Annotated in this window: 10 protein-coding genes; all 10 read left to right on the top strand. The window is 66.1% G+C overall.

Annotated features, from left to right (window positions below):
- Positions 1 to 4: 4 nt before the first annotated feature.
- The 10 genes from recG to ACZK2R_RS18540 all read left to right on the top strand — a co-directional run bounded on the left by recG (position 5) and on the right by ACZK2R_RS18540 (position 12,983).
- Entirely contained in the window at positions 5 to 2,116 is a 2,112-nt protein-coding gene (recG, locus tag ACZK2R_RS18585; protein WP_180838475.1) for an ATP-dependent DNA helicase RecG, read from the top strand.
- A gap of 393 nt (positions 2,117 to 2,509) precedes the next feature.
- Entirely contained in the window at positions 2,510 to 3,448 is a 939-nt protein-coding gene (locus ACZK2R_RS18580) for a nucleoside hydrolase (RefSeq protein ID WP_049457374.1), read from the top strand.
- Between the two features lie 88 nt (positions 3,449 to 3,536).
- Positions 3,537 to 3,779, top strand: coding sequence for a type B 50S ribosomal protein L31 (locus ACZK2R_RS18575; RefSeq protein WP_005410871.1), 243 nt, complete (start codon positions 3,537 to 3,539; stop codon positions 3,777 to 3,779).
- Positions 3,780 to 4,075: 296 nt separating this feature from the next.
- Positions 4,076 to 5,353, top strand: coding sequence for a citrate synthase (locus ACZK2R_RS18570; protein ID WP_032127838.1), 1,278 nt, complete (start codon positions 4,076 to 4,078; stop codon positions 5,351 to 5,353).
- A 291-nt stretch (positions 5,354 to 5,644) separates the two neighbouring features.
- Positions 5,645 to 6,715 carry a hypothetical protein gene (locus tag ACZK2R_RS18565; RefSeq protein ID WP_180838476.1) on the top strand — a complete coding sequence of 357 codons (1,071 nt, stop codon included), beginning with the start codon at positions 5,645 to 5,647 and terminating at the stop codon, positions 6,713 to 6,715.
- Positions 6,716 to 7,015: 300 nt separating this feature from the next.
- Positions 7,016 to 7,378, top strand: coding sequence for a NirD/YgiW/YdeI family stress tolerance protein (locus ACZK2R_RS18560; protein ID WP_125894097.1), 363 nt, complete (start codon positions 7,016 to 7,018; stop codon positions 7,376 to 7,378).
- A gap of 455 nt (positions 7,379 to 7,833) precedes the next feature.
- Positions 7,834 to 8,343 (top strand): CS1 type fimbrial major subunit, encoded by a 510-nt coding sequence (locus ACZK2R_RS18555; protein WP_106469007.1) that lies wholly within the window; start codon positions 7,834 to 7,836, stop codon positions 8,341 to 8,343.
- Between the two features lie 51 nt (positions 8,344 to 8,394).
- A complete protein-coding gene (locus ACZK2R_RS18550; protein ID WP_180838477.1) occupies positions 8,395 to 11,127 on the top strand; it encodes a TcfC E-set like domain-containing protein in 2,733 nt (910 codons plus the stop codon).
- The gene (locus tag ACZK2R_RS18545; RefSeq protein ID WP_180838478.1) at positions 11,124 to 12,257 is read left to right on the top strand and encodes a CfaE/CblD family pilus tip adhesin; all 1,134 of its coding nucleotides are present in this window, start codon (positions 11,124 to 11,126) and stop codon (positions 12,255 to 12,257) included. The genes ACZK2R_RS18550 and ACZK2R_RS18545 overlap by 4 nt, the downstream gene beginning before the upstream one ends.
- 18 nt (positions 12,258 to 12,275) lie before the next feature.
- Positions 12,276 to 12,983 carry a pilus assembly protein gene (locus tag ACZK2R_RS18540; protein ID WP_180838479.1) on the top strand — a complete coding sequence of 236 codons (708 nt, stop codon included), beginning with the start codon at positions 12,276 to 12,278 and terminating at the stop codon, positions 12,981 to 12,983.
- Positions 12,984 to 12,986 lie beyond the last annotated feature (3 nt).

Genomic DNA, 12,986 nt, shown 5'->3' with positions numbered 1-12,986 from the left:
CCACGTGGCACGCAAGGCGGCGGTCACCCCGGTCCTGTCACCGTCCGGCGAAGCATCCTTGGCGATGCTCGCGGGCGTGGGCCCGGCCGTGGCCGCCAAACTGCAGGCGCGTGGCCTGGCCACCCTGCAGGATCTCTGGCTTCATCTGCCGCTGCGCTATGAAGACCGGACCCGGCTGACCCGCATCGAAGACCTGCGCAACGGCGTACCGGCGCAGGTGGAAGGGCGGGTGGTCGCGGTCGAGCGCGGCATGCGCTACCGGCCGATGCTGAAAGTGGCGGTGGAAGACGAAGGGCGGGGCACTTTGGTGCTGCGCTTCTTCCACTTCCGCCAGCAGCAGGTCGGTCAGTTCGCGGTCGGCAACCGGCTGCGCTGCTTCGGCACGCCCAAACCGGGCCAGCTCGGCCTGGAAATCGTCCACCCCAGCTACCAGGTGCTGGGCCGCAACGACGATCCCGAACTCGGCGACCGCCTCGACCCGGTGTATCCCACCGTGGAAGGCGTTGGCCCGATGACCATGCGTAAGCTGATCGGCCAGGCGCTGGACCGCCTGCCCGAGGAAAGCGCGCTGGAACTGCTGCCCAGCGGCTGGCTCGATGGCCTCGGGCTGCCGTCACTGCGCAGCGCGCTGCTGACCGTGCACCGGCCGCCACCAGATGCCGATCTGGCCGCGCTGGCCGCCGGCACCCACCCGGCGCAGCGCCGCCTGGCGATGGAAGAACTGCTGGCCCATCACCTCAGCCTGCGTCGCCAGCGCATTGCCTTGCAGGCACACCATGCGCCGCCGCTGGCCGGTCCTGGCAAGCTGGCCAAGGCGCTGCTGAAGCAGCTGCCGTTCGCGCTCACCGGCGCGCAGGCGCGCGTGTTCAAGCAGATCCGCGAAGACCTCGCGCGGCCCAGCCCGATGCTGCGGCTGGTGCAGGGCGATGTGGGCTCCGGCAAGACCGTGGTCGCCGCGCTGGCGGCGATGCTGGCGGTGGAGCAGGGCAAGCAGGTTGCATTGGCTGCGCCCACCGAGCTGCTGGCCGAACAACATCTCAACAACCTGCGCGGTTGGCTGGAGCCGCTCGGTGTGCGCATCGCGTGGCTGGCCGGCAAGGTCACCGGCAAGGCGCGCGCCAAGGTGATGGAGCAGGTCGCCAACGGCGAAGCGCAGGTGGTGGTCGGCACCCACGCGCTGATGCAGGAGGCGGTGGTGTTCCAGGACCTGGCCCTGGCCATCGTCGACGAACAGCACCGCTTCGGCGTGCACCAGCGGCTGGCCCTGCGCGACAAAGGCGCGGGCGGCAACAGCGTGCCGCACCAGCTGGTGATGACTGCCACGCCGATTCCACGCACGCTGGCGATGTCCGAATACGCGGATCTGGATGTGTCGGCCATTGACGAACTGCCGCCGGGCCGCACCCCGGTGCAGACCGTGGCACTCAACAACGACCGCCGTCCCGAACTGATCGAGCGCATCGCGCTGGCCTGCCAGGAAGGGCGGCAGGTGTACTGGGTGTGCACGCTCATCGAGGAAAGCGAAGAGCTCGACGCCACGCCGGCGCAGGCCACTTACGAATCGCTGCAGGCGCTGCTGCCGGGCGTGCGCGTGGGGCTGGTGCATGGCCGCCTGAAGGCCGCCGAGAAGCTGGCGACGATGGTGGCGTTCAAGGCGGGTGAGATCGATCTGCTGGTGGCGACCACGGTCATCGAAGTGGGCGTGGACGTACCGAACGCTTCGCTGATGGTGATCGAGAATGCCGAGCGCCTCGGCCTGGCCCAGCTGCACCAGTTGCGCGGCCGCGTCGGTCGTGGTTCGGCGGTATCGCGCTGCGTGCTGCTGTACCAGGCACCGCTCTCGCAGATGGCGCGCGAGCGCCTGCAGACCATGCGCGAAACCAATGATGGGTTCGTCATCGCCGAGAAGGATCTGGAGCTACGTGGCCCCGGTGAACTGCTGGGCACCCGCCAGACCGGCCTGGCCGGTTTCCGCATCGCCGATCTCGCGCGTGATGCCGGCCTGCTGCCCGGCGTGCATGACCTGGCCGAACGCCTGCTGGCCCAGCAACCCGCGCTGGCCGATCGCGTGGTGCAGCGCTGGATCGGCACCGCCGTGCGTTACGCCTCGGCGTAGCGCCACCTTGATGGGTGTGGACCTTGGTCCACGCATCCACGCATCCACGCGTGGCGTGGATCTACTCCATGTTCATCCACGCATTGCGTGGATGTGTCGACCAAGGTCGACACCCACCAACAGCCGCGGAAATCTGTCGAAGGCGGGGTGGATCCGGTTGCGGGGGCGTGAGCCGCATGGATGCGGCGACCGAGCTTACATGGACGTACTTGCAGCGTCCCCCGCAACCGGACCCACCCCGCCATCCCCCAGGAAACCAGCTTTTGCTGTTGCTCTGGCGTTTGCCGTTGATTCGGCGGGTGCAGGGCGCAGCCCTGCCGAACCCCAACCCCCCGTACTTGCAACGGTCATCATCCCGGTCCACACTTCGTTGCCGATCTGAAGACGGCAACGATGACCCACAAGATCCCCCTGTTGATCGACACCGACCCCGGTGTGGACGACGCCCTGGCCCTGCTGATGGCCTTTGCCGATGAACGGCATGACGTGGTCGCCCTGACCATCGCCGCTGGCAATGTCGGCCTGCAGTACACCGTCCGCAACGCCCTCAAGCTCTGCGACATCGTCGGCCGCGCCGACGTACCCGTGTTTGCCGGCAGCCCGGATCCCCTGCTGCATCCCTCCGTTGACGCCGCCCACGTGCATGGCCGTGACGGCTACGGCGACGTGGACCTGCCGCCGCCGAGCCGCCAGGCTGAAGCCGAGCACGCCGCACTGGCCATCCTGCGCCTGTCGCACGAGCACGCCGGTGAACTGATGCTGGTGATGCTTGGCCCGCTGACCAACCTGGCGCTGGCACTGAAGCTGGACCCGACCCTGCCCCAGCGCATCAAGCGCATCGTGGTGATGGGCGGGGCGGTCACCTGCCACGGCAACATCACCCCGGCGGCCGAATTCAACATCGCGTTCGATCCGGAAGCGGCGCACGTGGTGTTCACTTCGTTCAAGCACCTGCTGGTGTCGGACTGGGAGGCCACCGTTGCCCATGGCCTGCCGCTGCAGGATGCTGAAAAGTGGCTGCAGGCCGATTCCGATCGCGCCCGTTTCTACGAGCTGATCTCGCGCAAGACCCGTGGCCTGTCCGAAGACAGCAAGGGCGGCCGCTGGTATACCGCCGATGCGGTCGCCATGGCCTGGGCGCTGAACCCGGAAGGGCAGCTGCAGGTCGAATCGCGGCCGCTGAACGTGGAGCTGAACGGTACGTTCAGCCGCGGCGCCACCATCGTCGACTGGAACCGCCAGACCGGCCAGCCGGACAACTGCGATCTGCTGATGGCCTACGACCAGCAGCGTTTCGAGGCCCTGGTGCGCCAGGCCCTGGGCGCGGACTGAAGTCTGTTGGCCCGCACCGGTTGCCCCGAGCGGCAACCGGTGCTTATAATGCCGCTCTTGACCACCAGCCCATTTACGGTGTGAGCCCATGAAGGCCGATATCCATCCGAACTACCGCGACGTCGTCTTCCATGACGTCACCTCCGATTTCAAGATCCTGACCCGCTCGACCATGGCGACGAAGGAAACCATCCAGTGGGAAGACGGCAACGAATACCCGCTGGTCAAGGTTGAAATTTCCTCTGCTTCGCACCCGTTCTACACGGGCAAGCACAAGGTCATCGACACCTCGGGCCGTATCGACAAGTTCCAGAAGCGCTACGCGCGCTGATCTGTCGATCCAGCTTCGAACCGACGGCCGCGCTCTGCGCGGCCGTTTGTTTTTCCCCAACGCCAACCCAACGGGCGTTTGGATGGGCGGAACACTGCGTTCGTGTGACAACACTTTTGCCGATCCGGGCCGCTCAACGGCCGGCGTCTGGCCGCCTGTCGTATACGACTTCTGTCTAGCGCCGGGCAAATGCTGCTGTGCGATAATGGCGTGATCCCCGGCACAGGCCGAGGACGTCATTCACGTGCCTGACCAATGCGCTTGGGCAGGCGCCTTCCCATGAAGGAGCGCACACAGTGTCCGATCTTGATCAGGTCACGCTCAACGCCGGCGATAAGTCGGTCGTTCTGCCCGTCATCAAACCCACCCTTGGCAACGACTGCGTCGACATCGCGAAGCTGACCAAGGAAACGGGGTATTTCACCTACGATTCCGGCTTCACCGCGACGGCCAGCTGCAAGTCCGCCATCACCTACATCGACGGCGACAAGGGCGTGCTGCTGTACCGCGGCTACCCGATCGAACAGCTGTCGGAAAAGTCGAGCTACGTCGAAGTGGCCTACCTGCTGATCAACGGCGAGCGCCCGAGCGCCGAGCAGCTGAAGGCCTTCACCGACGAGCTGGCGGCTGAAGCCAACGTCGATGAGTCGATCAACACCCTGATCGGCAGCTTCGCCAAGGATGCTCATCCGATGGCCATCCTGACCGCCGCCATTGCGCAGCTGTCGGGCATCTACCACGCCTCGCTGGACCTGTCCGACGCCGAACAGCGCCGCCAGGCCGCTGTGCGCCTGATCGCCAAGGTGCCGACCCTGTCGGCGCTGATCTACCGCCACGGCAAGGGCCTGCCGGCCAACAAGCCGGACACCTCGCTGGACTACGTCAGCCGCTTCCTGAAGCAGACCTTCGAGTCGGCTGATGGCCAGTACGATCTGAACCCGGACGTGGTCAAGGCGCTGGACCTGCTGTTCATCCTGCACGCCGACCACGAGCAGAACGCCTCGACCTCGACCGTGCGCCTGGTCGGCTCGACCGGTGCCAACCCGTACGCGTCGGTTGCCGCTGGCGTCACCGCGCTGTGGGGTCCGGCCCACGGCGGTGCCAACGAAGCCGTGCTGAAGATGCTGGAAGAGATCGGCAGCGCTGACAACGTAGAGTCCGCCGTGGTCAAGGCCAAGGACAAGACCTCCGGCTTCCGCCTGATGGGCTTCGGCCACCGCGTCTACAAGAACTTCGACCCGCGCGCCAAGGTCATCGGCGAGATGACCAGCAAGGTGCTCAAGCAGCTGGGCGTGCAGGATCCGCTGCTGGACGTGGCCGTGAAGCTGGAACAGGCCGCGCTGCAGGACGAGTACTTCGTCGCCCGCAAGCTGTACCCGAACGTCGATTTCTACAGCGGCATCATCTACAAGGCGCTGCAGATCCCGACCGAAATGTTCACCGTCATGTTCGCCCTGGGCCGTACCTCCGGCTGGGTCTCGCATTGGCTGGAACAGCAGGTTGACCCGGAAATGAAGATCGGCCGTCCGCGCCAGGTCTACACCGGCAGCGACGTGCGCGACTACCAGGGCTGATCGCCCGCGTAGATTGTGCCGAGAACGCCCCGCATCTGCGGGGCGTTTTTTTTGGAGCGGACCTGGTAGGTGCGGACCGTTGGTCCGCACGATTTCGGCGCCCGCGAAAAATCATCCACGCATGGCGTGGATCTACCACCGCATCCGCCTTCGGTAGGTGCCAACCTTGGTTGGCACGCTCTTCACCGCGCCAAGACCGCGTGATTCAAGGGTCTCGCCAGCTTCACAAGCGCTCGCGCAGCCTCAGGACGCCAGCTGCATCCGCAGCATCTGATCCGGAGCGTCCGTCCCATGAGTACCCGATTCGACCCACCCGAGCGCGGCCCGCTCGGCCCTGACGTCGGCACTGTCGTCGCCGCCCCCATCGTCGCCCCGCCAAGCGAAAGCGCCGTGTCCTGGGGTGCAATCTTCGCCGGTGCCGCCGCCGCCGCCGCGTTGTCCCTCATCCTGCTGATTCTCGGCGTGGGCCTGGGGCTGTCCTCGGTGTCGCCGTGGTCGTTCGAAGGCGTCAGCAAGGAAACCTTCGGTTGGTCCAGCATCATCTGGCTCACCTTCACTGCGCTGGCGGCTTCGGGTCTGGGTGGCTATCTGGCAGGACGCCTGCGTACCAAGTGGACGCAGATCCACGGCGACGAAACCTACTTCCGCGATACCGCACATGGCTTCGTGTCGTGGGCGGTGGCCACGCTGCTCACCGCCGGTCTGCTCACCTCGGCCATCGGCGGCGTACTCGGCACGGGCGCGAAAGTGGCCGGTGCCACGGCTGGTGCTGCAGTATCCACCGCCGGCGTCGCCGCAGCGGGCGCCGGTAGCGTTGCGGCGGCTGCACCGGAAGGCGACCTCAACTACTGGGTGGACTCGCTGTTCCGCAGCGCCACCAGCGCAGGGCCGTCTGATCCTGCAACGCCGCCTCCGCCGGGTGCGCCGATGGATCCGAATGCGGCCCCGTCGCCGCCGGTCGCAAGCGTCGGCCCGCGCGACGCGCGCATGGCCGCACCGCCGCGTCCGATGCCGGGTAATGGCCCGGTGGCTGACCGCCGTGAAGTGCGTGCCGAGGTGAATCGCATCATCGTCAACAGTCTGCAGGGAGATGGCCTGGATCCGGCCGACACCCAGTACCTGTCCCAGCTGATCGCGCGCGAGACCGGCATGAGTCAGGCCGAAGCGCAGGCGCGCGTGACCGATGTGCAGACGCGCATGCGTGCTGCGCTGGAGAAGGCCAAGAACACTGCCAAGCAGGCGGCCGACGACGCCCGCAAGGCAGCAGCGTATGCCGCGCTGTGGCTGTTCATCACGCTGCTGAGCGGCGCGTTCTTCGCCAGCCTCAGCGCCACCTGGGGCGGCCGCCGTCGCGACCTGTAACCCCCGTTCCATGCAAGGAGACCTGCCATGAAAATGATTCTGCTCTGGTTGTTGGGCGTGCCGATTCCGCTGCTGATCCTGTACGCGATCTTCTTCTGATCGCGCGCCAATGCGAGGTCCACGCATGCGTGGATGGGTATTTGTAGGGTCGAGCCGTGCTCGACTCTACAAAACCTTGCTTCAGGATCTGAACGAATTCTGACACTGAGTGTCGCTTTCACATCTTTTCGGATCTATTGCATAGGCATCACATCCGGGGCGATAGAACCTGAGGGCACTTACTCAGCCACGGAGACCACCATGAACCGACTGCTTGCCATTGCCCTCATCGCCACGCCGCTGGCTCTGCTGAGCCCGCACGCATTTGCCCAGTACACCGGCCCAGGCGCAGGAACCGCTGCCAGCACCGTGGCCGATGCGCGCGCCCAGCGCGACGACCAGCCGGTGGTGCTGCGTGGCAACCTCGTCGCCAAGCTTGGCCACGAGCGTTACCAGTTCCGCGATGCCAGTGGCCAGATCGAAGTGGAGATCGATGACGAAGACCTGCCGCAGCAGGCCATTGGTGCGGACACCGTGGTGGAACTGCATGGCAAGGTCGATACGCATCGGTTCAAGCCGACCGACATCGATGTTGATCGCGTGGCCGTGGTGCCCGCAGGCTGAGGCTCGCGCGCACAGCGCGAACAGCAGTCGAGCATGGCTCGACTCTACAAAGGCGAGGCAATGGGGTTTGTTGTATTCAACGCGTGAGGGAAGTTGCATAACCTTGTCTGTAGATCCACGCCATGCGTGGATGAACCACTGTAGAGTCGAGCCATGCTCGACTCGCACGCATAGCGCGAACAGCAGTCGAGCATGGCTCGACTCTACAAAGGCGAAGCAATGAGATTTTTTGCATTTACCGAATGAGGGAAATTGCATAAGCCTGGAACGTTGAACTAATTCAAAGATTCTTCTTAACGTTCAACGTTTTAGGAATGCTTGAATGGCCTGCAGGACAATGGGTTTCTAACATTCTCTCCGTCGCCCGCAACCACCTCTGCGGGCGGCGCCTCCCTCCCTTTCTCCTTAGGGGAGGGGGGCTTTCTCATTCCCCCCTTGTCCGAGAGAGACAACCCATGCACGCCATTCTCAAGAAGGCCGCGCTCGCTGCAGCGCTGGCCACGGCTTCGCTGTCCGCGCACGCCGTGGAAACCAAGATCTCCGTCTACGCCGACGTCGACCCAACCCTGGCCCTGCTGCGTGATGACGGCAGCGCACTGCCGGACGCCGTCACCCTGACCCATGATCCGCTACGCGGCCTGGTGCCGAGCACCCAGCATGTGCGCATCCACTCCAATGATGAAGCCGCCGATATCGAGGCCAAGATTGGTAGCGCCTTCGTGCTCGCCAACGGTGATGGCAAGGTTACTGTGCCGATGACGGTCAGCCTCAACAACCGCGCGCTGGCAGTGACTCCGATTGAGTTCAAGGCCGCCGATCTGTTCACCGGTGCCGGTTCCACCCCGGGCGCGTCGATCTCGATGCCGCTGGTCATCGCGCAGACCACGCCGGCCCCGATTGCCACCAAGGGTGCCTACACCGGCATCGTCAACATCGTGCTGAACCAGAAGGCCACCACGCCGTAATCCCCGCGCCGGCCCGCACGCCGGGCCGGCTGCTTTTCCAGCGGTACCCCCATGACCCCACACGCCCCCGCCATCACCCGGCTGGCGGTCGCGCTCGCCCTGGCGCTGGCAACGCCGCTGGCGGCGGCGCGCGGCGTCCCGCCCGGCTTCGAGGATCTGGTCGAAGGCCAGACCGAACAACTCGACATCCAGCTGTTCGGCCGCTCGGCCGGGCTGTCGCCGGTGCGCGTGACCCTGGAACACGTACAGCTGGAAGATCCAGCAAGCGTGCTGCAGGCGCTCGACCTGCCCGCCGAGGCGCAGGCCGCGCTGCTGCCCGCGCTGTCACAGTCCATGCCGCGCAACAGCCATCTGGCCTGCCGCTTCGGTGGCGCTACTGCCGGCTGCGGCTATCTCGATCCACCGGATGACCCCGCCGCCGTGCGCGCGTTGTACGACGAAGGCGAGGGCGCGGTGCGCCTGTTCGTTGCCCGCCAGTGGATTCCCGGCAAGCCGGCCGCAGAACGCTTCCACACCGTCAGCGCCAACGCCGAGAACGCCTTCCTGCACCAGCAGGTGATCAATGTGAGTGGCAGCCGCGATTACCAGACGCTGTCCGCGCGTGGCACCGGCGTGCTGGGCTTGTTCGATCGCGGGCATGTCTCCGCCGAATGGAACTTCAACCAGCAGCGCTACCGCAGCCGTGGCAGTGACAGCGCGTTCCAGTTCGACAACGTCTACTACCGCCATGACCTGGGGCAGGCGCATTACCTGCAGGCCGGGCGCATGGACCGCCGCAACCTGTCCAGCCCGCAGGGCGGCACCTTCAGTTTCAGCATGCTGCCGCTGGACCGCCTGCAGGGCCTGCGCGTGGGCACCACCCAGGCCTATGTCGACGCCGATGCCGCCGTGCAGGCCACGCCGCTGACCGTGCTGCTGGCGCGCGATGCACGCGTCGATGCCTACGACGGCACGCGGCTGCTGCAGACCTCCTACCTGCAGGCCGGCATCAACCAGATCGACACCCGTAACTTCCCGTTCGGCAACTACAACGTCACCCTGCGCATCTACGAAGACGGCGTGCTGGTGCGCAGCGAAGACGCGCCGTTCGACAAGGGCGGCGACTGGACCAACAGCCAGTGGCAGTGGTTCGTGCAGGGCGGCCAGCGCAACGAGCGCCGCAGTGACCGCTTCGATGGCGAGCGCGTGGCCGTGGCCGGGATGCGCGTGCCGCTGGGCCGCGACGTGGCGATGGTGGCCGGCGCCGCCGACCTCGGCGGATTCCGCTATGGCGAACTGCGCGTGGACCTGCGCCGCCTGTACGCCACCCAGGAACTGCGCGCCAGCATCGGCGGCATGCGCGGCAACGATGGCAGCACCGGCCAGCAGCACCAGCTGTCGTACCGCCGCACCGCATCCTGGAACATCTACCAGCAGCGCATGCGCGGCAAGGCCTGCCAGTTCGAGGCCGACGCCCGCGACCAGCTGGGCTGCACCAACTCGCTCAGCGCCTCGATGGCGCTGCCGCTGGCCGGTGGCAGTGCCTATGTGGGCTACACGCGGCGGCAGACCTGGCGCGCCGGGCGCGAGCTCCCCGGTGCAGAGGGCGACCCGCTGGCCGGGCTGGACCCGCTGCTGCTACCGCCGCCGCCGTGGCAGCCACGTCGCGAGCCGCAGCTCAGCCGCACCTGGCAGGCCAGCTTCAGCCGCAGCCATCGCTGGCAGGATTTCAGCGTCTCCACCCGCGTGGGTGTGTGGCAGCAGCGCGCCAGCGACAGCCTGCGCGGCAGTGACCAACGTGATCGCGGCATCTACTTCAACCTGAGCCTGACCCGCCTGCTGCGCGGCACCGCCGGCAGCGGCCAGCGCCGCTACAGCGTGGACGTGCGCCAGCCGCAGCACCAGCGCCCGGACATCAACTACAGCGTTGGCCACAGCCTGCGCCAGGAAGTCGATGCGCAGTACCGCGAGCTTTCGGCCGAACTGCGCGCCAACAACAGCGACCGCTACAGCGCCACGCTCAGTGGCCAGCTGCAGAACAGCCTCGGCCAGAGTGGCGCCACGCTGGCGCACTACCAGCAGCGCGGCCGCAGCGAGACCGCCTACAGCGGCATGCACAGCTCCGGCTTCGCACTGGGCAAGCGCGGCTTCTACTGGAGCGGCAGCAACGGTGCAGACGCCGGCCTGGCCGTACAGGTGGCCGACACCGACGACGTCGACCTGCGTGGCGTGGCGGCCGAACTGCAGGTGGGTGGCCTGCGCAGGCAACGCCTGCAGATTGGCGAGCGCCGGTTGCTGCCGTTGTCGTCGTACCAGTCGCACCGCGCCGAAGTACAGGACGCCAGCACGCTGGACAGCATTGCCGCCATCCGCGTGACCGGCGTGGGTGGCGCGCGGCCGATGTTCCTCAGCCCCGGGCGGCTGATGCGCATGCCGGTGCCGATCGAGGTGACCTACACCTTCATCGGCAACGCCAAGGATCTTGCCGGAGCGCCGCTGGGTGGCGCCCGCATCCTCAACGCGCCGGTGCCCGGCACCAGCGCCAATGGCGGCTTCGTCGCCGATTTCCCGCGTCGCGAAACAACGCTGTACCTGCTGCAGGACGACCGCCTGCTGCACTGCCCGCTGCAGGTGCGCGAGCGCCGCCAGGTGGTGCTGCTGGTCGGCGCCGTGCACTGCGAGCCGCTGGCCGTGGCCCAGCTGCCGCCGCAGATCCGCCAGCAGGCCCGCGTGACCCGCCTGCTGCAGGAACGCGCGTTGATTGCCGCCACGCCCCAGACCGCTGCTGCAGGAGGAACGCCATGAACCGGCGAGTGTTGTTGGTGTTGATGCTGGTGTGTGCGCTGGTGGTGCTGGCGCCGAGGGCGTGGGCGCAGTGGCCGCCGGAAACGCATCCGACGGATCAGAGCCGGGACATCGTGATGACCTGGGATCGCTCGGCCGTGCCGGGTGATGTGGAGCTGTGGGCACCGCGGACGGTGTTGGGGTTCAGTCACGACCTGGCGATGAAGTATGGGCAGATCCATGTGGTTTGTGGGTCTGCTTCCGATAGTGAGTTTGGGAGATGCCCGACGGAAGGCGTTCCGTCTGGTGCAGATGGAATCAGCGAGGTGTTGCTGGCTTTAGCTGATCAGCGGACCGGTCTGCGCATCGAGATTCGCGCGCTCGGAAGCCTGCAGAGAGTCATGTCTGACTGGGGGTGCGGAACCGACTACTGGGACACCTTGCAGAGGGTTCTGCATTCGGCATCTTGGTACACATGTGGCGCTGATCAGCCAATTGGAACTGGGGTGAGGCTCTCAGTTCCAGCAGAAGAACTTGCGAGGCTCGTCGCCGGCCACTGGAAGGCCACGATGCGCCTGAACATCAGAGCCGACCCTGCCGCAGCACCAGTAGCCACAGCCACCTTCAACTTCGACTTCACCGTCACCGACTACGACGCGATTTCGATCTACTTTCCCGGGTTCGATGGCGTTGCCCCCCTGGTCAACATGGACCTGCGCTACGACCCCATCCGCAAGGTCGTCGCTGGGCGCAAGGAAGTGGACATGTGCCTGTACGACGGTGTGGGTTCGCAGAGCGAATTCCTCGGCGTCACCGTGCGCGACAGTGGCCCACGCCCACCGCCTGGGCGTGACTTTGCGGTCTGGCATCAGGATGGTGGCAGCGACGACACCCAGCGCCTCGACTACCAGGTCGGCCTGAACTACGGCGGAAATCTGCTGGCGATGAAGCACGGCGAAGAACAGCTGCTGCGTGGCATCGACAGCGCGCAACTGCGCATGGTGCTGCTGCCGGGCATCAGTCAACCCGTGTACTGCGTGCCCACGCCACTGACGCTGGAAACACCACCCACGCCCATCGCCAGCAAACGCCCCGGTCTCTACGACGGCGAGCTGACGGTAGAGCTGCGCGTGCCGACTGCCAAACCCTGATCCCCACGGAGGCTCATCATGAAGAAGCTGCTGTTCTGCCTGTTGCCGTTGAGTGCACTGCTGGCCCCACCGGCACAGGCCAATCTGTCCATTCATCCGATGCGTGCAGCGGTGGACGCCAGGCACGGAACGAAGATCCGCGTGTACTCGCAATCCACCCAGCCGCAGTACGTGCAGGCGCGGCTGCTGCGCATCACCAACCCGGCGCAGGTGGGTGAGGAAGAGATCGAAGTGGACGCCGCCGATGCGGCGATTGCCATTACCCCCGGCAAGTTCGCACTCAGCGGCGGTAGCAATCGCCTGATCCGGGTGATTCCGCTGCAGACCGTCGAAAAAGAGGCGGCCTATCGCATCTACTTCGAGGGCGTGAATGGCCCCGACGGCACGATCCTGGAGGGCGACGAGCAGGCGGCGCAGGCCAACGTCGGCGTCAGCCTGGTCTGGGGCGCGCTGGTGAACGTGGTGCCTGCCAAGGGTAGCGTGGATCTGCAACTGCAGGGCAACACCCTGCGCAATACCGGCACGCTGCGTGTGGGTATCACCGGTGCGTCCGAGTGCAATGCCAGTGGCGTATGTACGCCGCGTGAGCTGTCGAAAAGCCTCTACCCCGATGCTGCGCTGACCTTGCCGTTCCAGCTCCAGCCGGGCAACACCCTGCAGTTGCAGTACCGCCTGTCGAACGACGGCTATCGCGATCACGTAACGACCTTGGCGCCGAGCGCCTGACCC

The sequence above is a fragment of the Stenotrophomonas sp. 96582_Sma genome, from assembly GCF_056480905.1.
The sequence above is the reverse complement of the archived record's forward strand: the minus strand, read 5'-3'. Positions and strand labels throughout refer to the sequence as shown.